A 26,517-nucleotide genomic window follows, 5' to 3' on the forward strand; every position below is an offset into this window, starting at 1 on the left:
AACCATCTATCTTGTTGATTTTGTGAGTGTTATGAAATATAAGTGTCATAATTGCTTGACAATCAACCAGTAGCAAAAGGGTGTTATAATAAGATATCTGAAAAGAAATTTTAGATTTGTGCTTCGATTAAAGCGATTAACTAAACCTGTCCAGTAGCTCATCCGAAAATGTCCCAGCTAGAGATCGTAATGTATGTTGGTTTTATTCTATCAGCATATTCTGTTATCGGTAACGATGTTATCCAAACCCTTGGAACTTTTCTCTCTTCTAATGAGCACAGAAAGTGGTGGGTTCTATGGATCTTCGCTGCCTCCCTTTTGACTATAGTGCTACTTTATGGATGGTACGTAAACGGAGGAGATCCTACATACGGCCGTCTAATTGGCGACCCCCCTGTTCACAGCTTAGACAACCCGAAATATGCCAATCCGGTCGATAAAGAGGGGTTCGGCTGGGCTTACTTACTACCGCCTATAGTACTGTTAATTATTACTAGGTTTGGAATTCCTGTTAGTACCTCCTTCTTGATTCTAACATTTTTTCATCCTAAAGGACTTTACGACATGGTTGTAAAGTCAATGTCTGGCTATTTAGTAGCCTTTGGTGCTGCCATTGTTGTTTATCTTTTCATTGCGAAGAAATTTGAAAAACGATTTATAGAAAATCCACCGAGTGCCAAGCAAAAACGGGTATGGACAGTATTGCAATGGTTTTCTACTGGTTTTTTATGGTCTCAATGGCTAATTCAAGACTTTGCCAATATATATGTTTATCTGCCGAGAGAAGTTTCTCCAACAACAATGGCCTTTACTTTAGTGGTCTTTTTGGTTCTGCTAGGCTATATCTTTTATTCAAAAGGCGGGGCTATACAGGGCATTGTAAAGGCAAAGTCAAACACTATGGACTTAAGGTCTGCAACTATTATTGATTTCTGTTTCGCTATTATACTATTGTTCTTCAAAGAATTGAACAATGTACCTATGAGTACAACCTGGGTATTCTTAGGCTTACTAGCAGGTAGAGAAATTGCAGTTAAATATTTTGCTTACGGCAACGTACCAAATAATACTTTGAAAGACCTTGGAAAGGACTTAGGCAAAGTGTTTTTCGGGCTGGCTATTAGTATCGGATTAGTGTTCTTAATTAGCTTCTTAACGGGAGTTCCTATGAGCTTCTAATTGCTGAAGCGCAATCCATGCCATTAGTCCAATACCTACTTCAATAGCATCTTCATCAATGTTGAAATTTGGAGTATGGACACCATTGGTAGTACCTTTTTCTTCATTACCCGTACCTAATCTATAGAAACAAGAAGGAACCACGTGGCTGTAATAAGCAAAGTCTTCTGCCCCTAGCCATAAATCAAGGTCTTGAACATTTTCTTTACCTAAATAGTCTTCTGCAGCCTTTCTCGCTAAGCGGGTAGTATCTACATCATTGCTAAGGAAAGGGTAACCAACATCTATAAAAACCTCACAGCTTCCACCTAAACCTTCAGCTATTCCTGTTGCTGCGCGTGTTATTAGCTCGTGAGCCTTGAACCTCCAGTTCTCGTCCAGTGCTCGGAAGGTACCCGAAATTTTGACTTCATCTGGAATAATATTCTGTGCATGACCTCCATGTATTGTACCGAATGTAAGAACAGTTGGTGACTTCGGGTCTGCATTTCTACTGATTACCTGCTGGAGTGCGGTAATAATTTGAGCAGCTATTACAATTGGGTCTACCGACCTATCTGGCAAAGCGGCATGACCTCCCTTACCTTTTACCGTAAGATATATTTCATCGGCACTGGCCATATACATACCTTCCCTGAAACCAACCTTACCAGTCTCAATAAATGGCATTACATGTTGCCCTAACATTGCTCCAGGCTTAGGGTTTTCTAACGCTCCATCTTTAATCATCAAAGACGCCCCACCAGGATTCTTCTCCTCCCCAGGTTGAAAAATCAATTTAATGGACCCTTCAAAAGAGTCTTTTAACTCACTGAGGATTCGTGCGGCTCCAAGTACGCAAGAAGTATGAACATCGTGCCCGCAAGCATGCATCACACCCTCATTAGTCGACTTATAGGGTATGTCATTCTGCTCTGTTATTGGCAGCGCATCCATATCTGCCCGAAGAGCTACGGTGTATTTTTCAGGATTCTTACCTTCAATAATGGCCACCAAACCAGTACCAGCCACGCCTTCTTGTGGCTCAATTCCCATAGTCCTTAATTGTTCTGCAACAAACTTAGCGGTCTTATACTCTTCATAAGACAATTCTGGGTTTGCATGAATATGCCTCCTAATATCTATGGTATTGGAGGCAAACTGTTTGGCTAAATCTTTAACGCGCTGCTGATCAATCATTCTCAATTGGGAATTTATCTGGAACGATAGATGCCGTTGGGTAGTAATTCCTAATTTTTCTGTAAAGCGACTGAGCTTCTATTTGCTGATAAAACTGACCCACTTTCACAAAGTAAGTCGGAAGTTTATAGCTAAACCTGGCTTCCCACTCCGGAACCAAATCAAAGAGTCTATTCCTTACCCTTCCTGCCTGAAGCTCGTCATTCCCTGAATAAACGAGGATAGTGTAACCATCAGCCAAACGGATACTATCATTCTTCACAAGCATAGAATCTATGACAGCATTAAGCTCAGAGGAGATGTCGTAAGACACCTTTAGAGGCTCATTGGCTATCACCTTCTGCTCTTGTTGATCAGATTGTTCTTGTTGCTCAAAGATGGGCCTGTACTTACTCAGGTCATCTTCATAAGAATAGTCTATCACTTCTTTCTTCTGGGGTACAGAAGTTGGGCTACAGCTCCATACAGCCATAGCCACTATCAGTGTAAGTAATAATATATTTCCTATGGATTTACTCATCCAATACAATGCATTTATTGTTTTTGATATCTTCTTCAACCGTCTTGAACTTAACGTCTTTTATCACCTTTCCATCTGTGTATTGGACAGAAACTTTATCGTTTCTTCCATATACTTTCTCAGACTTGATAGGCGCTGTTTTTTCAACTGGCGGCCTATTTCTGGTATCCTGTCTTCCGGCTAAAGCACTTCTACTTTCTTCCTTAGACTCGTTATAGCTTTGCTTTCTAGCAGAACGAGCTTCTTGTACCTTGTTCGGATCTTCACTAGGAATAAAGGCCTTAGTCAAGAATGAAATAGTGTCTTCATTCACCTTGCTCAGGAACACTTTGAACATTTCGAAAGCTTCGAATTTATAGATCAAAAGCGGATCTTTCTGTTCATACACCGCATTCTGAACAGACTGCTTCAAGTCATCCATATCGCGAAGGTGCTCTTTCCAAGTCAGGTCAATAACGCCAAGCGTAATTGCCTTTTCCATGGCTTCGATGGTCTCACGATTATCCGTTTCAATCGCTTTCTCCAGATTAACAGCTACACCAATTTGTCTTTTCCCATCGGCAAATGGTAAAAGAATATTCTGTACAGTTGCGCCTCTTTCTTTCTGAATATGCTGAAGGAATGGAAGGGTACGCTCAGCAATCATCCTATTCTTGGTCTGATATGCAGCATAAGCCTCTTCGTACAAGTCGTTGGTCAACGTATTTGCATCCGTGGTTCTAAATTGATCTTCAGAGATCTTAGTATCTAAGCCTAGAACACTAATTGAGCTTAGCTTGAAGGCGTCATAATCTTCTCCACCCTTCGAGTTATTGATAATATCCTCACAAGTGTCGTACATCATATTCATGATGTCTAACTGAAGCCTTTCACCAAGGAGAGCATTTTTACGCCTGTCGTAAATAACAGTACGCTGCTGGTTCATTACATCATCATACTCAAGAAGTCTCTTACGGATTCCGAAGTTGTTCTCTTCCACTTTTTTCTGAGCTCTTTCAATGGACTTGGTGATCATAGAGTGTTGAATCATTTCGCCCTCTTGAAGTCCCATTCTGTCCATCAATTTGGCTACTCTATCCGAACCGAAAAGTCTCATTAAGTTATCTTCTAACGAAACAAAGAATTGCGAAGAACCAGGATCTCCCTGACGACCTGCACGACCTCTCAGCTGCCTGTCTACCCTTCTAGATTCATGTCTTTCAGTACCAATAATAGCCAAACCACCAGCAGCTTTTGAGTCTGGGTGCAGCTTAATATCTGTACCTCGACCCGCCATATTGGTAGCAATAGTTACCGTTCCTGGCTTACCTGCCTCTGCTACAACATCTGCTTCTCTAGCATGTTGCTTGGCATTCAGTACTTGGTGATTAATCTTCTTTAGGTGGAGCATTCTACTCAGAACCTCAGATATTTCTACAGAAGTTGTACCCACTAGCACAGGTCTTCCTTGCTCGGTCAACTCAACAATTTCATCTACCACAGCATTGAATTTCTCCCTAACTGTTTTGAAAACCTTGTCTTGCCTATCGTCTCTCTGAATATTTCTGTTGGTAGGAATAACTACGGTATCTAACTCATAGATCTCCCAGAACTCACCAGCTTCAGTTTCTGCAGTACCAGTCATACCAGCTAATTTGTGGTACATTCTGAAGTAATTCTGCAAGGTGATAGTTGCGTATGTCTGAGTGGCATCTTCCACTTTTACATTCTCCTTAGCTTCTATCGCTTGGTGCAGACCATCTGAATACCTTCGGCCATCCATTACACGACCTGTTTGTTCGTCAACAATTTTCACTTTGTTGTCTACAACAATATACTCAGTGTCTTTCTCGAACATAGCATAAGCTTTCAACAACTGATTGACAGTATGAATTCGCTGAGCCTTTACACTATAATCCTTAATGGCTTCATCCTTCTTTTTCAGCTTTTCTTCATCAGAGACACCCTCTTCTTTTTCTAGCTGAGCTACTATATCTCCAATATCTGTTAAGATGAAAAAGTTAGGATCTTCTCCTTCGCCAGTAATCAGTTCTGTCCCTTTTTCAGTCAAGTTTACCGCATTACTCTTCTCATCGATAGTGAAGTAAAGTGGCTCATCGGCCAAAGGCATGTTTTTCTGATTATCCTGCAAGTAAAAGTTCTCAGTTTTTTGCAAGGTGATTTTAACCCCGGTTTCACTTAAAAACTTAATCAAAGGCTTATACTTTGGCAGGCCTCTGTATGCTCTAAAAAGTGCTAAACCACCGTCTTGCTCATTACCTTCTTTGATTAGTCTTTTGGCATCGTTCAAATACTGGCTACAAAGTTTTCTTTGCGCATCTACCAACTTCTGAATTCTCGGCTTAAGCTCATAGAATTCATGCTCGTCACCTTTTGGTACAGGGCCAGAAATAATCAATGGAGTTCTAGCTTCATCAATGAGTACTGAATCCACCTCATCGACCATAGCAAAATGGTGTTTCTTTTGAACCAACTCCTTCGCCTCGCGAGACATGTTATCTCTTAAATAATCGAAGCCGAATTCGTTGTTGGTACCATAAGTAATATCACAACCGTATGCTTGTCTTCTTTCTTCTGAGTTCGGAGCGTGCTTATCAATACAGTCAATGCTCATTCCATGGAACTGGAATAAAGGCGCCATCCACTCAGAGTCACGCTTGGCTAGGTAGTCGTTCACAGTTACCACATGCACTCCTCTATCTGCCAAGGCATTGAGGTATGCTGGCAAGGTGGCCACTAGGGTTTTACCTTCACCAGTAGCCATCTCGGCAATTTTACCTTGGTGCAGCACTATGCCACCAATTAGCTGTACGTCATAGTGGAGCATTTCCCACTTTACTAACGTACCAGCAGCCATCCACTCATTCTTCCAAGTAGCCACATCTCCATCTATTTTGATGTGATCTCCTTTAGCTGCCAATTGCTTATCCCACAAGGTAGCGGTTACTTTAAGTTCACCATTCTCCTTGAGCCTTCTTGCAGTTTCCTTTACTACAGCAAAAGCCTGAGGAAGAATGTTCATCAAGGTTTTTTCAAGCGCCTCGTTTCTCTCTTCTTCTAGCTTGTCTATAGCTTCAAAAGTAGACTCCTTCTCCTGAATATCTAGCTCAGGATTATCTTCTATTTTCTGCTGAAGCCCAGCAATTTGGTCATCAATTTCTTTTAAATCTGAAGCAATAATTTCCTTCAGTTCGGTTGTTTTATTTCTTAACTCATCGTCCGATAAACTGGCAAATGAGGAGAAAATCTTGTTGATCTGTTCAACATAAGGGGTCACTTCTTTAATATCCCTATCTGACTTGCTTCCGAAAAGCTTTGCCAACCCTTTAGTGAAAACACTCATATCTTAAAATTATGTGCTAAAGTTAGTCTCTTGATGTTAATTATTGAAGGTCTAAAGCAATTCTTTAAACTTCTATCTGACCTTGAAAAACTGCCTTTGCCGGCCCAATTAAATATATATTGGAAAATCTACCATTCTCCTTTTTAAAGTCTACTCTTAACAAACCGCCTTGTGCCTGTAAATTCACTGAAGCCAGCTCTTGTTGAAGCCCTAATGAAAGTGCCGCAGCGGTACATCCAGTACCACAACTGAGGGTTTCTCCTTCCACCCCTCTTTCATAGGTTCTAATATTCAAGGTATTGGTGTTTACTTTCTCTAAGAAATTAACATTAACACCCTTCTCTGAAAATCTCTCAGAATATCTAATCGACCTACCCTCAGCAATCGGGTCTATTGTATCTATACTTTCCACATACTTAATATAATGGGGGGAACCAGTATCAATTAGGTAATCTTCGCCAATCTCTTCATAACTCTCCACATCGTGCATTTTGAGATGGACTAAATCACCATCTATGCGGGCAGTATGCTCGCCATCTATTGCCATGAAGGCAGTTTCATCTTCGATAATCTGAAGGAAGCACGCGAACATTACCGCACAACGACTACCATTGCCACAGAGAGATTGAGAACCATCTGGATTAAAATAAATCATCTCGAAGTCTGAGGAAGCGGACTCTTCGATGAGGATTACGCCATCGGCTCCAATACCAAAACGTCTGTCACAAAGATGGGAGATTAATGAAAGGTTAGACTTATCGAAGCGCTGGTCACGATTATCTATCATGACAAAATCGTTACCAGTACCTTGATATTTATAGAATGAAATAGTGGCCATTTCTTGAATTTGACTCGATGGTGCAATTAACGAGCCTTTTTTAGAATTGTGACAAAATGACTGACTGAAAACAAAAAAAGCCCCAAAAGGGGCTTTTATATCTTATGCGATAGTAAGGCTTATTTAGAAAGCTTCTCTTTGATACGAGCAGCTTTACCCTGACGCCCTCTTAAGTAGAACAATCTAGCTCTTCTAACTTTACCTCTTCTTACTACATCAATTTTGTCGATGCTTGGTGAAAGGATCGGGAAGATTCTTTCAACCCCAACACCACCAGATACTTTTCTTACAGTGAAAGTCTCACCATTGGTGCCTTCATGTTTTCTCTGGATTACAGTTCCTTGGAACTGCTGAATTCTTTCTTTATTACCCTCTGTGATTTTAACGTGTACGTTAACTGTATCACCGGCATTGAAAGCTGGCATTGCTGCTCTTCTTTCGCTATTTTCTTCCTCTACTAGTTTAATAAGATCGCTCATGATTTCTTCGTCTAAAAGCACTTCCCGCAAAACGGACTGCAAATATAGAGATTAGTTTTTGATTATCTGTGTTTTGTGTGAAAATTTATTCTTCAAGTAAATCAGGCCTTCTATCTTTTGTTCTCTCAATTGATTTTTGAGCTCGCCAGTCTTCAATTTTTTGTTGATGGCCAGATAAAAGCACTTCTGGAACCTTCATTCCTTTGTATTCTGCAGGCCTAGTGTAAACTGGTGGTGCAAGCAAATTATCCTGAAAAGAGTCAGTCAATGCTGAAGTTTCATCCGAAAGCACCCCAGGGATAAGCCGAATTATAGCATCAGACAAAACTGCTGCGGCAAGCTCTCCTCCAGATAAGACATAATCTCCTATACTTATTTCTCTAGTAACAAAAGCTTCGCGCACCCTTTCATCTACCCCTTTATAATGACCACAAAGGATAATGATGTTCTTTTTAAGAGATAGCTGATTGGCAATTCCTTGCTCTAATCGCTCTCCATCAGGCGTCATGTAAATCACCTCATCGTATTCCCTATCTTTTTTTAGTTCAGAAATACATCGGTCGATTGGCTCGATCATCATCACCATACCAGCACCACCACCATAAGCATAATCATCGAGCTGCTTTTGCTTATTAGTAGCCCATTGACGCAAGTCATGCACCACAACTTCTACCAAACCTTTATCTTGAGCACGCTGAAGAATCGAATGAGAGAAAGGGCTCTCAAGCAATTTTGGCAAACAAGTAATGATATCAATCCTCATTTTCTGGGTTGGTATATACATCAATCAGACCATCAGCTATATTGATATGCATCTCTTTGGCTTCTCTGTCTAATTTGATTAGTAGTGACTCCGTGTAAGGAAGTAGAATTTCTATACCCCCAACATTCTCTACCACAAGAATAAGCTGAGGACCACTCTCTATTACATTTTTGATACACCCCACAGACTGACCGGACTGGCTAATCACTTGGAAGCTATCAATCTCATGCAAGTAAAATTGATCTCCAGAAGGTTCTGGCAAAGCCGAAAGCGGCAAGTAAAGCTCTGCCCCTTTTAGGGTTTTGGCTTGCTCAAAATCCTGAATTTCATCAAAGGCCACAATAGCCTTTTCAGACCTGACATTGATATACTCAATAAAAAAAGGAACCAGCTGTTGCCCTTGTCGAACAAAAACTGATTCCAAATTTTGATAGTCTTCAGGTGAGTCTACATCTAATAACAATTGTAACTCACCCTTTAAACCATGTGGTTTGATGATGTAACCTAATTGATAACAATCATCAATATTCATGACTTGACTTATTCTTTAGTCTCGCCTTCAGCTTCAGTATTTTCAGCCTCAGCAGTTGCTTCTTCAGCACCTTCTTCTGCTTCCTCAGCCGGAGCAGCAGCAGCTTCTGCCTCTGCTTTCTTAGCAGCTAGAGCTTCAGCTCTTGCAGCACTAACTTTAGCCTCAGCCTCAAGTCTAGCTTTCTTCTCAGCAGCTTTATCTGCAGCAATCTGATCAGCCTTACCTTGAATCTTAGATTCTTTGTCAGCTACCCAAGCCTCGAATTTCTTATCCGCTTCTTCTTGAGTTAAAGCTCCTTTAATAACACCAATTTGAAGGTGTTTTTTCAACATCAAACCTCTGTACGAGAGCATAGCCTTTACAGTATCTGTAGGCTGAGCTCCATTCATCAACCAGTTGAATGCTCTATCGTTATTAATATCGATAGTAGCTGGGTCGGTGTTAGGATTGTATGTTCCAATTTTCTCAATAAAGCGACCATCACGTGGTGCTCTAGCGTCAGCGATAACTACATCGTACATCGCTCTTCTTTTACGGCCTCTTCTGGCCAATCTGATTTTTACTGCCATTTTCTTTTATATGGTTTCTGAGGATCACGTCCTCGCTCTTTCTGAGAACACGTCTCGAAAAAGGACTGCAAAGATAGCTCCTTTTTCTTTAAAACCACATCAGCAATAAAAAAACTATCACACTTAAACAATTACACCACCAATCGATTAGATAAGTAACTGAATTTAAATTCAATTTGTATAATCGTTTACACGGTTTTATTACTTAAAACATTCAGTTTACCTTTGTCGTAATTAATTGAAAACATCACCCTATGAGCAATTATTCCTACCTCGGAAATGCTGACCCAAAAGCAATAGAGGCGCTCTATCAGCAATATTCTCAAGATCCTTCGAGTGTTGAAGAAGGCTGGAAAAAGTTCTTTGAAGGATTTGAATTCGCACAAGAGTCTTTCCCAATGCTTCCTGGCGACCAGAAAGAACCAAAAAAAGGTGGTTCTGGAGCCCTAGTATCTGATAAAGAAGTTCAGGTAAGAAACCTGATACATGCTTACAGAACCAGAGCACACTTAAGATCTAAAACTAACCCTGTTAGAGAAAGACGAGATAGAAAACCAATTCTTGAACTTGAAGATTTTGGCCTTAGTGAAGCAGATTTAAACACTGAGTTTAATTGCGGTGCCGAAATCGGAATTGGTAGAGCTACACTTAAAAAGATAATCGACTCTCTTAAATACATATATGAAGGCACGGTAGGCTTCGAGTATATGTCTGTAAGAGACCCTGAAAAGCTCAAGTGGTTAAGAGAAAAAATTGAAAAGGAGGCTTTAGCCTTCAAACCTTCTACGGAACAAAGAAAGCGCATACTTAATAAGCTTAATGAGGCCGTAGTTTTTGAAAACTTCCTTCACACCAAATATTTAGGACAAAAGAGATTCTCTTTAGAAGGTGGCGAAACTACTATACCAGCTTTGGATGCTATAATTAATAAAGGAGCAGAGCTTGGCGTAAAAGAAGTGATGGTTGGCATGGCCCACCGAGGAAGGCTGAATGTTTTAGCCAACATCATGGGCAAAACGTATGAGCAAATCTTCAACGAGTTTGAAGGCAATGCGAAGCCAGACCTCACCATGGGTGATGGTGATGTAAAGTACCACATGGGCTATTCTAGCCAAGTAGATACTCCTTCTGGTGAAAAAGTAGAGATTAAACTAGCTCCGAACCCTTCACACTTAGAAGCGGTAAACCCTGTTGTTGAAGGTTTTGTAAGAGCCAAAGGCGATGCCGAATACGATAACGACAGGTCTAAAATTCTTCCTGTACTTATTCATGGTGACGCAGCCGTTGCTGGTCAGGGAGTAGTTTACGAAGTGGTTCAAATGAGCCAGTTAGAGGGCTACAGAACTGGTGGAACAATTCACTTTGTCATTAACAACCAAGTTGGATTTACTACGGACTTCGATGATGCTCGCTCAAGTGTCTACTGTACCGATGTAGCCAAAATGATTGATGCGCCAGTACTTCATGTCAATGGTGATGACCCAGAGGCGGTGGTATTCTGTGTTCAATTTGCTACTGAGTATAGACAAAAATTCGGTAGTGACATTTTTGTTGACATGGTTTGCTATAGAAGGCATGGCCACAACGAAAGTGACGAACCTAAGTTCACACAGCCATCATTATATAATAAGATCAGTAAGCACCCGAACCCAAGAGAGGTTTACAACAAGAAGCTTATTGAAATGGGCGAAGTTGAAGGCGAGCTAGCCAAAAACATGGACAAAGAGTTCAGGAGCATGCTTCAGGACAGATTAGATATGGTAAAACAAGAACCTTTACCGTATGTATATCAACCTTTGGAAGAAGCTTGGAGAAACCTTAGAAGATCTAAACCAGAAGATTTCGACCTATCTCCTGAAACTGGAGTTAAAGAGGAAGAAATTAACAAAGTGGCAGAAGCACTTACCACTATTCCAAGTGGCTTCAAACCCATAAAGCAGATTGAGAAACAATTGAAGCAACGTAAAGACATGTTCTTCAAAGACAAACAGCTAAACTGGGCTGGTGGTGAACTCCTTGCTTATGGAACTTTACTTTTGGAAGGAAACCCTGTGCGCCTGACAGGTCAAGACGTTCAAAGAGGAACATTCTCTCATAGACATGCCGTATTACATGATGCTAATACTAACGAAGCATACAACAGCTTAAATCATATTGAAGGAGCTGAGCAAAAATTTGAAATCTACAACTCTCTTCTCTCTGAATTTGGAGTTATGGGCTTTGAATTTGGCTATGCTATGGCTAACCCTAACGCGTTAACTATATGGGAAGCGCAGTTTGGTGACTTTGCCAATGGTGCCCAAGTAATGATCGACCAATTCGTTTCTTGTTCTGAAACCAAATGGCAAAGAATGAACGGCCTTGTATTGTTGCTACCTCACGGCTATGAAGGCCAAGGACCTGAGCACTCAAACGCTCGCCCTGAGAGATATCTTCAGCTTTGTGCCGAATACAATATGGTAGTTTCTAATATCACTACCCCAGCCAACTTCTTCCATGCTTTGCGTAGACAGTTAACTTGGGAGTTTAGAAAGCCATTGGTAGTAATGTCTCCAAAATCTTTACTGAGACACCCTAAGGCAGTTTCTGACTTAAGCGAGTTCACTTCAGGCAGATTCCAAGAGGTAATTGCTGACGATACAGTGAAACCAGCTTCAGCAAGAAAAGTAGTGCTTTGCTCGGGTAAAGTTTATTACGATCTGATTGAAAAGCGCGAGAAGGATAAAATCAAAGATGTTGCCATTATTAGACTGGAGCAACTTCATCCTTTCCCTAAGAAACAAATCAATGATCTTCTGGCCAAGTACACCAAAGCCGAAGACTTTGTTTGGTTGCAAGAAGAGCCAGAAAACATGGGCTACTGGAACTACATTCAGAGAATATACCCAGAGAGAAGCCTCAAACTGATTTCTCGAAAAGCTAGCGCTTCTCCAGCAACAGGTTTTGCCAAAGTGCATGCCGAAGAACAAGAATTAATCATAGAAAAAGCTTTCGCATAAAACATAAGAATCATGAGTTTGGAAATTAAAATTCCTGCCGTTGGCGAATCAATTACCGAAGTAACAATTGCCCAATGGTTCAAAAAAGATGGAGACTTCGTTGAGATGGATGAAGTAATCTGTGAACTGGAATCAGACAAAGCTACTTTCGAGTTGAATGCGGAAGCAGCCGGCAAATTAACCATCAAAGCCGAAGAAGGCGACACCTTGGAGATTGGCGATGTTGTTTGCCTGATTGATACTGACGCTTCAGGCTCTTCAGATTCTCTAAAAGAAGAGAAGAAAGAAGCAGCTCCAGCTGAAGACAAAGGTTCAAGCGAGCCTAAGTCTACTGGTGAAGTGAAGGAAATGACTGTACCAACTGTTGGTGAGTCTATCACAGAAGTAACCATTTCTAGCTGGTTGAAAGCTGATGGCGACTATGTGGAACTCGATGAAGTAATTGCTGAAGTAGATTCAGACAAAGCTACTTTTGAGCTTCCAGCTGAGGCTAATGGTATCTTAAGAATTATTGCTGAAGAAGATAGCACTTTGGAAATTGGTGCTTTGATTTGCAAGATTGAAGTAACTGAAGGTGGAGCGCCATCAAGCTCTTCTGAAAATGAGGCTACTGGTTCTACCAGCACCAGCTCATCTGCTCCAAGCGGAGATGAGACTTACGCTACAGGCCATGCCTCTCCTGCTGCTGCTAAAATTATAGCTGAAAGAGGATTAGACGCCTCGCAGATTAAAGGAACAGGCAAAGACGGCAGAATCACAAAAGAAGATGCTGAAAATACTAAAGCCCCGAGCAAAGAAGCTCCTAAGAAAGAAACTAAGTCAGAGGCTCCTGCATCAGCTCCAACATTTGTAGCTGCTGGCGCTAGAGATGAAAGAAGAGAGAAAATGTCTTCTCTTAGAAAAACAGTTTCTAGAAGGTTAGTATCTGTGAAGAATGAAACGGCCATGCTCACTACTTTCAATGAAGTGAACATGAAGCCAATCATGGAGCTTAGATCTAAGTACAAAGAGAAGTTCAAAGACAAATACGAAGTTGGTTTAGGCTTTATGTCATTCTTCACCAAAGCGGTGACCATGGCATTGAAAGATTGGCCTGCAGTAAACGCTCAGATCGATGGTAATGAAATTGTTTACCATGACTACACTGACGTTTCTATTGCTGTATCTGCTCCGAAAGGGTTGATGGTGCCAGTAATCAGAAACGCAGAGAGCATGAGCTTCGATCAAATTGAGAAGGAAATCATCCGATTGGCTACCAAGGCAAGAGACGGTAAGCTTTCCATCGAGGAAATGACTGGTGGAACTTTCACCATCACCAATGGTGGAATCTTCGGTTCAATGCTTTCTACCCCAATCATTAACGCTCCGCAGTCGGCAATTTTAGGAATGCACAACATTGTGGAAAGACCAATGGCAGTAAATGGAGAGGTAAAGATTCTTCCAATCATGTACGTAGCCCTTTCTTACGACCACAGAATTATTGATGGCCGTGAGTCTGTCAGCTTCTTGGTAAGAGTGAAGGAATTACTTGAAGATCCGACTAGACTACTTCTCGGAATTTAATCTCAATACTAGGTACTCACTACTAAATACAACAAAATGAAATACGATGTAACAGTGATTGGTTCAGGACCTGGCGGATATGTAGCAGCAATTCGTTGCGCTCAGCTAGGCATGAAAACAGCCATCATTGAAAAATATAATACACTTGGAGGAACATGCTTAAATGTTGGATGTATCCCTTCAAAGGCTCTATTAGATTCTTCTGAGCATTACCATAATGCTGCTCACACTTTCGAAACTCACGGTATTCAGCTTGATAATTTAAAAGTGAACCTTGAGCAAATGATTGAAAGAAAGCGTGGCGTAGTTACAGATAACGTAAACGGTATTGCCTTTTTGATGAAGAAGAACAAGATCGATGTTCACACAGGCGTTGGTTCGTTCATCGACAAAAACAATCTTAAAGTCACTGACGCTGAAGGTAAGGAGACTAAACTTGAAACTGATAAGGTAATTATTGCCACAGGTTCAAAACCAGCTTCGCTTCCTTTCATTGAAATCGACAAGAAAAGGATCATCACTTCTACTGAAGCACTAGAACTTAAAGAAATACCTAAGCACATGATCGTAATTGGTGGCGGTGTAATCGGTATGGAGCTGGGTTCAGTTTATGCTCGTTTAGGTGCTGAGGTTTCTGTGGTAGAATTCATGGACGACCTAATTCCTTCTATGGACAAAACCATGGGCAAGGAGTTGAAGAAATCTCTGAAGAAACTTGGTTTCAACTACTACCTAGGCCATAAAGTGACTGAGGTAAAAGGTACTGCAAAAACCGTTACCGTTAAGGCTGAAAACAAGAAAGGTGAAACTGTAGAAGTTAAGGGCGATTACTGCTTGGTTTCGATTGGTAGAAAGCCATACACTGAAGGTTTAGGACTTGAAAACGTTGGGATCAAAACTGACGATAGAGGCCGAATTGAAGTAGACGAACACTTAAAAACTTCTGCTGATAACATTTACGCAATTGGTGATGTAATCAAAGGCGCCATGCTAGCGCATAAAGCTGAAGAAGAAGGAGTATTTGTTGCCGAAACCATTATGGGACAAAAGCCTCACATAAACTACAACCTCATACCGGGAGTAGTTTATACTTGGCCAGAAGTTGCGTCTGTAGGATTCACCGAAGAGCAATTGAAAGAAAAAGGAGTAGCCTACAAAGCAGGTTCATTCCCGTTCAAAGCTTCAGGACGTGCAAGAGCTTCTATGGATACCGATGGCTTGGTAAAAGTGCTAGCTGACAAGAATACAGACGAAATCTTAGGAGTACATATGATTGGCCCAAGAACAGCAGATATGATTGCTGAAGCTGTTGTAGCTATGGAATACAGGGCAAGTGCTGAAGATATCGCAAGAATGTCTCACGCTCACCCAACTTACACAGAGGCGTTTAAAGAAGCGTGCCTGGCTGCCACAGACAACCGGGCACTTCACATATAGTCTGTCAGTATAATATTATTTATCATTAGAGGAAGCTGTCAAAACGGCTTCCTCTTTTAGTTTCTTAAAAGTCATAGGCACTTCGGCCTCTATACCCAAGTTTACTCCCTGAACAGTCATTAAAACTAGTGTAGTCTTCTGATAAGACTTAAACTTGGCCATTATTCTGTCTGAACTTTCACCATTTCTCAACTCAAGCACTAAGCCAAGGTCTCCAAGCGGTTTGATAGATTCAATAATAGCCTCACCTGTTGGAGTAAGTAAAGTCAGCGCGGAATCAGTCGGCTTAATTCCCATGACAAGTTCGGTATCATTTTCAGACTCTAGAACCCACTGGCCTACTAGAGCTTGCTGATGGTTAGCTAACTTAGCTTGTTCTTCCTTATCAGTAAATAAATAAGCATCGTCTGCGCAACCATAAGCGCTGAATAGGAACACTAATGCCCCCCAAAATAGAAAGTGCTTTTTCATGTTGGTCTCTGTTTGCCTTAACAAGTCAAACACTTCTCCAAACTCACAGAACCTTTAAAATCAGACGATTAACAAATACAAATTGTTCATAATTGAGATTCTTTCTCATTATGGGACAACCTAGAATCAAGAACTGAAGCTGCCAAAAAAGAAGACTGAGTTACTATGAGTAAACACCAAAAGACTCTAAAACTTCTTCGATATCATCAGAAAAGTCGAAGAAAGAGAGATAAGCATCAAACCCTCTATTTAAGATTTGATCTTTCATTTGCGGTACCATAAACGTGTGCATTCCTACTATTTTGACACCTGGGAATTGGGTTCTCAGCTTGGTCAAAATATCTGACTCCTCGTTTGTAAGGTCTGTTAGGTTAACAAAGACCACAGCACTAGAATGGCCAGTCATAAAATCTGGCGCAAGGAAGCTACGTGGAGAAACAAGCCTCGCATTTGGCATGAAAATTTTCAATGCCTCTAGAAGAGTATCATTAAGTGGCGTTTGCTTACCAATAAGCATTACGAAGCTTTTAACAAAATTACAAAATTGAGCCTCTCGAAAGACTCGGTGATTTACCTAGTTCAATCGAGTAGGTAAAATACCTATTTCCTATATATCATCAAAAAGCTGTCTGTCAACAGCATAAATTACGAGACCAGCTACATTTTTACTTCCCGTCTTATCAAGAAGATTCCTCTTGTGTGCGTCTACAGTTCTTACGGAAATGAACAACTCATCTGCTATTTCTTGGTTCGAATATTCCTTCAGAATTAACCTCAAAACTTCCTTCTCTCTATCCGTCAGGGGCATTTCCATGGCCACATTACTGCTAGATTTGGTCTTAACCTTTCTAATGTTATTCATGATAATGCTTGTAACTTCTGGGCTATAATAAGTACCTCCCATCATTACATTTTGAATAGCGAGTTTCACTTCACTTTCACCACAATTCTTTAGCAAGTAGCCCATTGCCCCTTCTGCCAACATTTGTTTAATATGCTGACTCTCCCCCATCATAGTAAGTGCAATCAGTTTAATATCAGGAAATTTAGACTTTAACTCTTTGGCCAACTCCAAACCATCCATCTCTGGCATGTTCAAATCGCTAAGTACTAAATCTACTTCCAAAGACTCGAGCTGCTCTAGGCAGTCTATACCATTTTCTGCTTCACCTACAATTTTGTAGCTCTCGTCTTCTGCTAAGTAAGTTTTAATACCCTCTCTGATCATTTTATGATCATCGACTAACATGATTCTTACAGTATCCATTTTTAAACTTCGGTTAATATATCCTTTGAAATCTGTACGACTATAAATGTTCCCTTTCCCGGAGCGCTTTCTATTTCTAAAACTCCTGAAATAGCATCGATTCGGTTTTGCATACTCCTCAATCCGAACCCAATATCAGAAGATTTTGCTTCTTCTACATCAAAACCACTACCATCATCTTCTACAGTGAGCATCAAAATATCGTTATAATCTCTCAATTGTACATTTACCTCATTGGCGTTTGCATACTTAATAACGTTATTCAGCGCCTCTTGCAGAATTCTATAGAGAGTAACCTCAATATTCTTGTCAATGTTACTTTCATCTGCCAAGTTATGGTTAAAGTGAAAGATAGTACCATCAACAGAGTTATTAAATTCCATAATAAGGCTCTTGCAAGCACTTATAAAGCCGAAATCTACAATGGCTTTGGGCATAAGAGTATGGGCAACGCCTCTACTTTCTGCTATAGCTTGCTGCAAATATGACCATCCTTGTTCAAATTTCTTCTGACTTCTGTCACTCAATTTAGAAATCTCTCTATGAATGAACTCCAAATTTAAAGCCGATATGGTCAGGGTTTGCTGTAAACCATCATGGATTTCTCTAGAAATTCTGCGTCTTTCGTTGTCTTCTGTCTGCAGAATAGCCTCTAACTTATCCTTGGTTTTCTTTTTCTCTTTAGAAATATCTGAAATGGTACCAACAAATCGCAAAGCATCACCCGACTCCGACTTAACTACTTTTCCTCTCATTAACACCCAAAGCCAAGAGCCATCGAACATTTTCATCCTAAACTCTCGAACAAAGGTATTATCTCCAAGCTGTTGAATTTGCTTTCTTAATTCATCTACCGTTCCAAAATCGAAATCGGACTTATTAATAAGTTTAGTGATCCCTACAATATGTTCCTGTACAGAACTTATTTTGTAACCAAGCATTCTATAAAGCACCGGACTAACATCTACTTTGCCCGACTGAAAGTCCCAATCTATAATAGCATCTTGAGTGGCTTCTAAGGCAAACCTGAGCTTCTCTTCTCGCTCTCGAATTACCTTTTGAGACTTAATTAGCTCTGTAATATCATGAGCGATTCCTATAATTCGAACGACTTTACCGTCTTCAAGGATTGGTATTAAACTGGTTTCGAAGTCTTGTTCTTTATCTTGAAACTTAACCTTCTCTTGATAGGTAACCACTTCGCCAGAATCTCTACAACTCGCAAACCTCCAATTCAAGTAATCGGCCATCTTAGGGAAGAGATCTTCGATATACCTGTCTATCACATTTTCATTTGAATAGCCTATTATTTTGGCATCTACCGAGTTTATTTCCAAATACTTAAACCTATCTCCCTCAACCCCGACAATAAAAATGGCATCATTGATATTCTCGAAAACTGAGTGGTACTTATCCCTGTCGAGTTTAATCTGCAACCTGCTATCTTCTAAAGCCTGCTCCATTTCCATCTCATGTGTCATATCCATGACCACCACCAAACTAAGTTCTTCTTCCTTAATCTTGAGGTTTGTAAACTCTAAGCGTATTGGGAATCTGGTGCCATCTTTATGACAGCCGCTATAATGCCCTCCAGGCTCAACTTGGTTTTTAAGCAATTCCTCGTCAAACTTCCCATCAATATTCTCAAATATGGGTATAAGCTCACTGATGTTTTTGTACTGAAACTCCTCTAGTTCAAAATTGAATATTTGGGCAGCTTTTTTATTGAACAGCTCTAAGCTTCCCTCGCCATTTACAAGTATAAGGCCGTTAGCTCCAGCTTCGAATACATGCCTAAACCGTGCTTCGCTTTCTAGCCTGGCCAACTCATTCTTTTTTCTGTCGTTAATATCTGCCAGTACACCCACCAATTTCTTAATAGTTCCATTAGGATAGCGCTCTACCACTCTCCCCATGGACTCCATCCAGACATAATCACCAGACTTGCTCTTTATTCTATATTCGACCCAGTAATTATTGATGTATTGATTATCTGTTCCGGGCTTGCTGATCTTAGCGAACTGAGCCTGATCTCTAGGGGCATCTTCAGGGTGAATAAGGGCCTCCCACCCTTCTCTTGTCAATTCAAAATCGCCTGCCTGGTAGCCTGCAAGGTTATAGAATTGCTCTGCATACATATAGTCTGTTATATGCCCTTCTTTATCATAGATTTCGTAGTAAGAAGCTAACTTACCTGCCTCCATAGCTAAATTTAGCTGCTCTAAAGCCTTGGTAAGCGTTTCTGTCCTTTCTTCTACGGTGTCTTCAAGACTATTAAGAACTTGCTTCAATTCGGTGGTTCTTAAGTCTACTTCAACTTTTAGTTTTTTATTCTTCTCCCTTATAATTCTTGTCCTCCATTTTACAAGAATTACTAGCAATGCAAAGCAAAGCAAGCCAACAAGAATAGTAAACAGGGTGCTTTCATACCATTTAGCTAGCTTTCTAACAGATATTGTTTCTACAGGACTCTCTTTGCCCATGTTGGCCAGGCGCAACTTAAATGTGTAATTCCCTTTAGGCAAATTGGTGTAAATAGCGCTCGATCTTTGACCTACATTATGCCACTGATTATCAAACCCTTCTAAAGTAAACTCATACTCTAAACTGCCGTAATTCAAAAAGTCGATTCCAGAATAATTTATAACTAGGTTATTATCATTACCTGAAAGTTGAATCTGATTATCTTTTATATTAAAAACCTCATTTTCAACCATGTAAGATTCAATATCTAATACGGGACTCCTCTTTGGCTTAAAATCTGGAGTAACCTCAATAAGCCCTCTATCTGTGGTGATGAGTATTTTTCCTGAGGTAGTTTTGATTTGTAGCGGGTACCCTAATGCATTATCTGAAGAGCTAATAGCATAGAATTCAATATTGCTTAGCGGATCCCCATTTTCTATCAAATCTTCAAATTCTTTCAGCGGCAAATAAGAGACACCCAAATTGACTCCGAACCATAACCCTCCATTATCATCAGGAATCATGGAACTACTATTCTTAACTTTAAAATTCTGCTTACTATCTAAAACCGACACTGAATCACCTTTAAGCTGAATTAACCCTCTAGATTTGCTACTAACCCAAACTGATTCATTCACCTCTGTGGCTGAAAAGAAGTTCTCTCTTTCAAGGCCAAGTTCTGATCCAACAGCTTCTAACTTGTCATCTTTAAGTTGATATAGCCCTGAATCTGTTCCTATTAAAAGCCCATACTCATCTGTTTCATAAAAGAAGAAAATCCTCTTGTCGTCTAGTTCCTTTTTCTTGTTCGTAATACCGTTTTTGATAGCTACAGTTTCATATCGCCCATCAGTGGCCTGACGATTAACCCAAAGCGTTTCACTTTTATCTGTAAACAGCGCACGTGTAGGCCTATCATCTATCTGACGAACCAAGGATGTATTGACACTATTATATCGCACCTCAAAAAGCCCCGACTGCCCCCCTAAAAGCAAATTCCCATTATTTAATTGAGCAATTGACTTAATAGACACTGGCAGATTGTCATCACTCGGTATAGGGGATAAAACACCATTTTTAATAGAAAAAAGTCCCCTATTGACCGACCCAACCCAAACATTACCTTCTCTATCTTCATAAACAGATGTGGTAAGTACTACTCCACCTTCGTTATAATAGTCTATAAACCCAACAGCTGATTGATATAGAAAAGCTGCCCCACTATATGTACCTATCCAGAAATCTCCATGCTTATCTTCGAAAACCGCATTAACATGAAAGTCATTACTAGCAAGTGAGTAATTCACAATCTCTACTTTTGTGCCGTTGACTCTGTATAAATTCTCATGCGCTAGAACCCAAACAAAGCCTTGAGAGTCAGCTTTGAGTGAGTGAATAATATCGCCTCTAACCCCAGCTTCTTGTTGATCGCTCCAATCTATCTTGGTTTTAACTCCATCTTTTACTCTGTAGAGACTCCCATTTTCTAAGGCCACATAGATAGACCTATCTATATTTCCGACAGCGTGTTGAATATCATCTGGAAAAAGTTCGTTCAGAAAGGGGAATGATTTCTTAGATTGCGCACCATCTACGGTGAATACCTCCTCTTCTTTGGTTACCACCCACAGTAAGTTTTGTTGACATTTAATTAGACTTTTGATTTCACCAAGCCCGAGCGGATCTTTTACGGCACTATCACCGCCAACTCTATATAGAAAGCCTCTGGCTAAGGCCCAAAGATTTCCTTCAGGGTCAAATTCTAGCCTATCAATATCATTCTTGAGCTGCTTATTAGCATCTTTCCAAACAGAAAATTTACGATTTTTATAATAGTATAGGTTTTCATTGGTAGACAACCATAAAATATCGTCTGGACTTAAAACAGCCTGCTGAAATTCGTCTCTATTAAATACCTCAACCTTACTTCTGTCATAAACTTCAACATCATAGCCGTCAAATCGAAGCACGCCTTCTGCAGATGTCATCCAAATGTAGCCAGTAGAATCTTGTGCTATATCTGTAATCTCAGATCTGCCTAAGGGGCTTTTCTGATGCCAATAGGCTAAATCATTCTGAACAAGTGGGCGTTGATGCCAAACATCATACTTAGGACTATCTTGAGCAGATAAACTTGCTGCACATAGTAACAAACAACAAAATTTAACAATAAACCTCATAATCCATGTAAGCTCTTGGGTCTAGCCTTTTTGCTAGATGCAATAATTAATTATTCTAAAGCCTCTTTCAATATTTCCACTATAACTACTGTGCCTTTGCCAGGGGCACTATCAATTTCTAAATGAGCTGAAATAGCATCAATTCTATTCTGCATACTTCTTAAACCATAACCGTTTCCTTTAGCCTTTACAGCCTCAACATCAAAGCCTACACCATTATCTTCAATAGTCATTAAGATAATATCTTCGAACATTTTCAGTTGAACATTTACTTCAGAGGCTCTAGCATACTTAATAATATTATTTATAGACTCCTGAAGAATTCTGTAAAGCGTTACTTCTACATTCTTATCGGCTATTCTTTCATCGGCTAAGTTTTCATCAAACCTAAATGCCGTTTCTTCAATACTATTATCATACTGCATGATTAGACTTTTACAAGCGCTAACCAAGCCAAAATCTACAATTGCCTTAGGCATGAGGGAGTGTGCCACTGTTCTACTTTCGGCTATTGATTTTTGCAAATACTCCCAAGCGGTATTGAATTTCTCTTTCCCTTTCTCGGAAAGTTTCTCTACCTCCTTCTTTGCAAACTCCATGTTAAGCGCAGTAATAGTAAGGGTTTGTTGTAACCCATCGTGGATTTCTCTTGAAATCCTACTTCGCTCATTATCTTCGGTAAGTAAAACTGTCTCTAACTTTTCCTTAGTCTTCTCTCTTTCTCCGGTAATGTCGGTAATTATCCCAACAAAGCGCTGTGCCCTACCTTGAGCATCTCTCTCTACTACCTTACCTTTAAGGAGAACCCATAGCCACTCGCCAGACTTCTTTTTCATTCTAAAGCTACTGGCAAACTGTTCTCCAACCTCTAACTTATTGATAATTCTCAGAAGATCAGCCTTATGTATATTATCAATGTCACCTGAGTGAGCAATTTTCATCAAACTTTCTAAGTTCTCATCAATCTCAGCTCTATCATACTCAAGCATTCGGAATAACGCATCGCTAAACTCCATAATGCCATTGGTCATGTTCCAATCAAAGATTGCATCTTGAGATGCCTGAAGAGCATACCTTAACTTCTCTTCTTTATCCTTTATCAATTTATCTTGAGCTAACTGACCTGTTATTTCGTGAGCGATCCCTATAATTCTCACTACCTTACCATTTTCAATTATAGGGACTAAACTGGTATCAAAATCTCTTTTTCCTGTTTTTAGACTGAGTTGCTCTCTATACGTAATTGTCTGCAAACTATCTCTACAAGTGCTATACCTCCATTCTAAATATTCGGCAAAATCTGGAAAGACCTCGGAAACAGATTTATTAGCCACCTGTTCTGTAGACAGGTTGATTATTGCCTCTTGAGCCTTGTTGAATTCAACAAACTTGAACTCTCCATTATCATCTACATCCAGAATAAATAGCGCATCGCTTATATTCTGGAAAATAGTCATATACCTATCTCGCTGTCTTTGTAGCTCTTGTTTACTACTCTTAAGTGCGTTTTCCATCTTCACTCTTTCAGACATATCGATCACTAAAACAAGCGTATACTTTTTGTCTTGCAAGTTGATGGGACTTACTCCAATTTGAAGCGGAATAACTTCTCCAGCTTTTGTAAGGCCTTCCAAGTCTCTCTCTATGGTAATTGGTGCCGAAAACTCAGCTTTATGATAGCCCTCTCTTAAACCAACATGATGACCACGATAATTATGAGGAATTAAGTCTTCAACCCTTACGCTTTTCCACTCTTCTCCTTGGTATCCGAATACGCTTTCGGCTTTAGCATTTTGCATTACAATGGCACCAGTAGAGTCTACCAGTAAGTGGGCACTTGTACTTTGCTCAAAGAGCTTCTGGAACATCTCATGGCTAGATTTCTGCTCTAACTCTGCCTCTTTTCTATCGGAAATATCAGTAACTAAACCCGTAATTCTCGACTCTAAGAGTTTCCCATTAGACGACATCCAAATATAAGTTCCATCTTTTCTTCGAGCCCTGTATTCTACTTCGAAGGTTGTGATAGGGTCTATGGAACGTTGACTATCCAACATTTCCTCAATAGTATTCACTACATACTCTTTGTCATCTGGGTGAATGATCTCAATGAAGTTATCCCAAGTGGTTTGAAAAGACTGTGGTTCATATCCGAGCAGCTTAAAGTACCTATCTGAGTATTCAGCAACTCGCTCACCTTTTTTATTCAAGCTCCAAACGTAAGATGCATGCTTTCCTGCATCCATAGCTAAATTGAGCTGTTCATTTGCCCTCAAGAGGCTTGATGTTCTTTCTTCTACCTTTTCTTCCAAGCTAGACAAAACCTCTTTAAGCCTAGCCGTTCTGCTAACCACCTGATCTTGCAACCTATTGTTATGCTCTCGAATAGACCTTGTCCTTGCCTTGTAAGCGAGAATAACCAATAAAATGATTAAAACAACATAGCATACTATTGCCCAACTGGTTCTGTACCAATATTTAGATTTATGGATTCTGAATAACTGGTTGGCCTCTTCATAATAGCCATCTGAATTAACCTCTCTTAATCTAAAGCTATAATTGCCTGCGGGGAGGTTAGTATAGTAGATATCCCTAACTCCCTTAATATTATACCAACCTTTGTCAAACCCCTCTAACTTATATTCAAAAGATAGATCTCCTCTTTCTTGAAAGTCTATGGTAGAGAACCTTATACTAATTTTATTGCTATAAGGAGGTATCTCTACAATACCTTCTGGATGATATCCTTCTCCATCTACAGTAATTGATTGAATCTGATAATTCCGAGTTCTAGGCGCTCTATAGTTCTCATTTACAACTACCAACCCATTAGGGCTGCTATAGTAGATAACACCATTTTTTGCTTTCCAATTAATAGGGTGTCCAGCAGGACTCACAGTAACGTTAGCTGGATAATATTCTACACTTTTCAGGGAGTCTTGCTCAATAATATTTCTCTTTAGCTCTGACAAAGCCACTCTGTAAAGTCCACTTAGGCTAGAAAACCAAACGCCACTATTAGCGTCCATCATTATGGCAGTTGGGGAACTGATAGAAAAGCCATTTTTAGAGTTATGGGTTGTTAGCTGACCCGAACTCTTTTCATATCTAATTAAGCCCTTCCCTTCTGTAACTGCCCAAAGATTCTCTTCTCCATTGAAGTAACTTGTAAAGGCCTCTGTGGAAAAGCCATAGCTACCTCCCACCTCAGTAACTTCACCTCTATAATACCTGAAAAGACCATTTAGAGTGCCTATTATAAAATTATCTGGCTGAAACTCATTTATCCACCTTACATTCTTCCCATTCAACTCAGGCACCTCCACCAGCTCATTATCCCTATAGAGTAGTGTTCTGGTCTTTGCAAGGCCTCCTATCTCATTTATCCATACTACATCGTCTCCAGTAGCGTATGCAAAACGAACATTTGAGCTCACAATCTTCTGAAGGAACTGCAGTACTCCATTTTGGTATCTAACCTTAATTAGCCCCTCTTCTCCGCCAATGAGTAAATCACCATTACTTTGTTCATTAATGGTGAAAATATTACTGGGCATTCTAAATGAAGCTTTTGGCTTCACCAGTTCACCCTTTTGATACAAATAAAGCCCCTTACCTCCAGTTGCTACCCAGATATTGCCATCTGAAGCCTCAATAACAGCCTTTGTTTCTACCGGTGTTGTTACTCCTCCTTCATTAAGCTGTACCAAGCCTACTGGTGATTTGGGAATATAATTGAGGCCGCGATAGGTACCAATCCATATATCTCCATTTCTATCTTCAAACAAGGTTCGGACACCGTTGTCTGATAAACCATCGTGAGTGGTAAGACTTTCTACCTTGTCTTTACTGAACCTGTAGGTGCCATTTACAGAAGATGCCCATACAAACCCATGAGAGTCTGGGAATAGATTTCGCACCAAACCAATATCAAATGCTTTTTCCGAATTGATTTCAATGAACTCTTCATGATTATAGTAAAGTAGCCTTTCATCGTCTAGAGAGATGTAAAGATTACCTTCTGCATCATCTACCACCATTCTAATGGCTACTTCACCGGTATATTCATTAACCTCTGGTAAGTCATAAAGCTGTTTGTCTTTCACATACTTTACCTTACCAGTATTTAACATTACCCAGATCCTATCGTCAAATCCTCTTTTTAATTGGTATGCATTTTCAATTCCAAACGGGGCTTTCTTTACACCAGTCTCATCAATTTCTAAAGCCTGACCATTGGCCAACGCTATTAAACTACCGTCTTGTCTAGTAATTATTTTCCACGCCAATGAAATCTCTACATCGTCAGAAACCCATTCATTGAACTTCTCACCATCGTAATAATAGAGCCCATCCCTACCACAGACCCAAACCTTTCCATCTTGAGCCACTTCTACTTGCGCAAAGTCTTGACTTTCAAAAACAGAAGTATTGTTTAAGTTGAAAACGGTTGAACGCCTTCCATCGAACCTGATAACTCCCTCACTTGTAGCTAACCAGATAAAGCCAAACTTATCTTGATCTATGTCCCAAACTGTAGCCCTACCGAGTGGGTTTGAAAACTCCCAGTTTTTGATGACATTTTGATTGATGGGACGTTCCCTCCACATCTGATGTGGATCATTTTGAGCAAAGAGTAGATTACCAAAAAGGGAAAGAATAAATAACAGCCTAACAGAGTACCTCACAGTATTGAAGAAAAAGGGGTCGGCTTTATACTAAATAAAGCTAA

The 26,517-nt window shown here is 40.1% G+C and carries 17 protein-coding genes; 4 read left to right on the plus strand and 13 right to left on the minus strand.

Annotation, left to right across the window (positions count from 1 at the left end; genetic code table 11):
* The first annotated feature begins 168 nt into the window (after positions 1-168).
* Positions 169-1,179 carry a hypothetical protein gene (locus tag T7867_RS03390; protein ID WP_068215769.1) on the plus strand — a complete coding sequence of 337 codons (1,011 nt, stop codon included), beginning with the start codon at positions 169-171 and terminating at the stop codon, positions 1,177-1,179.
* On the opposite strand, the gene T7867_RS03395 is transcribed toward T7867_RS03390, so the two are convergent.
* The 8 genes from T7867_RS03395 to T7867_RS03430 all read right to left on the minus strand — a co-directional run bounded on the left by T7867_RS03395 (position 1,153) and on the right by T7867_RS03430 (position 9,402).
* Complete coding sequence (locus tag T7867_RS03395; RefSeq protein ID WP_068215771.1) at positions 1,153-2,358, minus strand: M20 metallopeptidase family protein; 1,206 nt, start codon at positions 2,356-2,358, stop codon at positions 1,153-1,155. The genes T7867_RS03390 and T7867_RS03395 overlap by 27 nt on opposite strands.
* On the minus strand, positions 2,351-2,878 hold the full coding sequence (locus tag T7867_RS03400; RefSeq protein ID WP_068215773.1) for a hypothetical protein: 528 nt from the start codon (positions 2,876-2,878) through the stop codon (positions 2,351-2,353). The genes T7867_RS03395 and T7867_RS03400 overlap by 8 nt, the downstream gene beginning before the upstream one ends.
* Positions 2,871-6,221 (minus strand): preprotein translocase subunit SecA, encoded by a 3,351-nt coding sequence (gene secA, locus T7867_RS03405; RefSeq protein WP_068215775.1) that lies wholly within the window; start codon positions 6,219-6,221, stop codon positions 2,871-2,873. The genes T7867_RS03400 and secA overlap by 8 nt, the downstream gene beginning before the upstream one ends.
* A gap of 64 nt (positions 6,222-6,285) precedes the next feature.
* On the minus strand, positions 6,286-7,059 hold the full coding sequence (dapF, locus tag T7867_RS03410; RefSeq protein ID WP_068215777.1) for a diaminopimelate epimerase: 774 nt from the start codon (positions 7,057-7,059) through the stop codon (positions 6,286-6,288).
* A 119-nt stretch (positions 7,060-7,178) separates the two neighbouring features.
* On the minus strand, positions 7,179-7,538 hold the full coding sequence (gene rplS, locus T7867_RS03415) for a 50S ribosomal protein L19 (protein ID WP_068218386.1): 360 nt from the start codon (positions 7,536-7,538) through the stop codon (positions 7,179-7,181).
* Positions 7,539-7,623: 85 nt separating this feature from the next.
* Positions 7,624-8,301, minus strand: coding sequence for a tRNA (guanosine(37)-N1)-methyltransferase TrmD (gene trmD / locus T7867_RS03420; RefSeq protein WP_068215779.1), 678 nt, complete (start codon positions 8,299-8,301; stop codon positions 7,624-7,626).
* Positions 8,291-8,833 (minus strand): ribosome maturation factor RimM, encoded by a 543-nt coding sequence (rimM, locus tag T7867_RS03425; protein ID WP_068215781.1) that lies wholly within the window; start codon positions 8,831-8,833, stop codon positions 8,291-8,293. The genes trmD and rimM overlap by 11 nt, the downstream gene beginning before the upstream one ends.
* A gap of 8 nt (positions 8,834-8,841) precedes the next feature.
* A complete protein-coding gene (locus T7867_RS03430; protein ID WP_068215783.1) occupies positions 8,842-9,402 on the minus strand; it encodes a 30S ribosomal protein S16 in 561 nt (186 codons plus the stop codon).
* Between the two features lie 254 nt (positions 9,403-9,656).
* Here T7867_RS03430 and T7867_RS03435 point away from each other — a divergent pair, with 254 nt between their 5' ends.
* Genes T7867_RS03435 through lpdA form a run of 3 tightly spaced genes read left to right on the plus strand, consistent with a single transcriptional unit; the run spans position 9,657 to position 15,401 of the window.
* Positions 9,657-12,401 (plus strand): 2-oxoglutarate dehydrogenase E1 component, encoded by a 2,745-nt coding sequence (locus tag T7867_RS03435; protein WP_068215785.1) that lies wholly within the window; start codon positions 9,657-9,659, stop codon positions 12,399-12,401.
* A gap of 12 nt (positions 12,402-12,413) precedes the next feature.
* Positions 12,414-13,964, plus strand: coding sequence for a 2-oxoglutarate dehydrogenase complex dihydrolipoyllysine-residue succinyltransferase (gene odhB / locus T7867_RS03440; RefSeq protein WP_068215787.1), 1,551 nt, complete (start codon positions 12,414-12,416; stop codon positions 13,962-13,964).
* A gap of 36 nt (positions 13,965-14,000) precedes the next feature.
* The gene (lpdA, locus tag T7867_RS03445) at positions 14,001-15,401 is read left to right on the plus strand and encodes a dihydrolipoyl dehydrogenase (protein ID WP_068215789.1); all 1,401 of its coding nucleotides are present in this window, start codon (positions 14,001-14,003) and stop codon (positions 15,399-15,401) included.
* A 15-nt stretch (positions 15,402-15,416) separates the two neighbouring features.
* On the opposite strand, the gene T7867_RS03450 is transcribed toward lpdA, so the two are convergent.
* The 5 genes from T7867_RS03450 to T7867_RS03470 all read right to left on the minus strand — a co-directional run bounded on the left by T7867_RS03450 (position 15,417) and on the right by T7867_RS03470 (position 26,473).
* Positions 15,417-15,872: a hypothetical protein gene (locus T7867_RS03450; RefSeq protein ID WP_157717475.1), complete on the minus strand. Its 456-nt coding sequence runs from the start codon at positions 15,870-15,872 to the stop codon at positions 15,417-15,419.
* Positions 15,873-16,035: 163 nt separating this feature from the next.
* Positions 16,036-16,389: a hypothetical protein gene (locus T7867_RS03455; RefSeq protein WP_068215793.1), complete on the minus strand. Its 354-nt coding sequence runs from the start codon at positions 16,387-16,389 to the stop codon at positions 16,036-16,038.
* Positions 16,390-16,479: 90 nt separating this feature from the next.
* Complete coding sequence (locus T7867_RS03460; protein WP_068215794.1) at positions 16,480-17,139, minus strand: response regulator; 660 nt, start codon at positions 17,137-17,139, stop codon at positions 16,480-16,482.
* A 2-nt stretch (positions 17,140-17,141) separates the two neighbouring features.
* The gene (locus T7867_RS03465) at positions 17,142-21,758 is read right to left on the minus strand and encodes a PAS domain S-box protein (protein WP_322299833.1); all 4,617 of its coding nucleotides are present in this window, start codon (positions 21,756-21,758) and stop codon (positions 17,142-17,144) included.
* A gap of 77 nt (positions 21,759-21,835) precedes the next feature.
* Entirely contained in the window at positions 21,836-26,473 is a 4,638-nt protein-coding gene (locus tag T7867_RS03470) for a PAS domain S-box protein (protein ID WP_322299834.1), read from the minus strand.
* Positions 26,474-26,517: the final 44 nt, after the last annotated feature.

Origin of the sequence: Roseivirga spongicola (assembly GCF_034376045.1) — a bacterium.
GTDB lineage: Bacteria > Bacteroidota > Bacteroidia > Cytophagales > Cyclobacteriaceae > Roseivirga > Roseivirga spongicola.

Bases quoted from the DNA above. Each gene is read 5' to 3' on its own strand.
- T7867_RS03390 (WP_068215769.1), top strand. From the start codon at position 169: ATGTCCCAGCTAGAGATCGTAATGTATGTTGGTTTTATTCTATCAGCA.
- T7867_RS03395 (WP_068215771.1), bottom strand. From the start codon at position 2,358: ATGATTGATCAGCAGCGCGTTAAAGATTTAGCCAAACAGTTTGCCTCC.
- T7867_RS03400 (WP_068215773.1), bottom strand. From the start codon at position 2,878: ATGAGTAAATCCATAGGAAATATATTATTACTTACACTGATAGTGGCT.
- secA (WP_068215775.1), bottom strand. From the start codon at position 6,221: ATGAGTGTTTTCACTAAAGGGTTGGCAAAGCTTTTCGGAAGCAAGTCA.
- dapF (WP_068215777.1), bottom strand. From the start codon at position 7,059: ATGGCCACTATTTCATTCTATAAATATCAAGGTACTGGTAACGATTTT.
- rplS (WP_068218386.1), bottom strand. From the start codon at position 7,538: ATGAGCGATCTTATTAAACTAGTAGAGGAAGAAAATAGCGAAAGAAGA.
- trmD (WP_068215779.1), bottom strand. From the start codon at position 8,301: ATGAGGATTGATATCATTACTTGTTTGCCAAAATTGCTTGAGAGCCCT.
- rimM (WP_068215781.1), bottom strand. From the start codon at position 8,833: ATGAATATTGATGATTGTTATCAATTAGGTTACATCATCAAACCACAT.
- T7867_RS03430 (WP_068215783.1), bottom strand. From the start codon at position 9,402: ATGGCAGTAAAAATCAGATTGGCCAGAAGAGGCCGTAAAAGAAGAGCG.
- T7867_RS03435 (WP_068215785.1), top strand. From the start codon at position 9,657: ATGAGCAATTATTCCTACCTCGGAAATGCTGACCCAAAAGCAATAGAG.
- odhB (WP_068215787.1), top strand. From the start codon at position 12,414: ATGAGTTTGGAAATTAAAATTCCTGCCGTTGGCGAATCAATTACCGAA.
- lpdA (WP_068215789.1), top strand. From the start codon at position 14,001: ATGAAATACGATGTAACAGTGATTGGTTCAGGACCTGGCGGATATGTA.
- T7867_RS03450 (WP_157717475.1), bottom strand. From the start codon at position 15,872: ATGAAAAAGCACTTTCTATTTTGGGGGGCATTAGTGTTCCTATTCAGC.
- T7867_RS03455 (WP_068215793.1), bottom strand. From the start codon at position 16,389: ATGCTTATTGGTAAGCAAACGCCACTTAATGATACTCTTCTAGAGGCA.
- T7867_RS03460 (WP_068215794.1), bottom strand. From the start codon at position 17,139: ATGGATACTGTAAGAATCATGTTAGTCGATGATCATAAAATGATCAGA.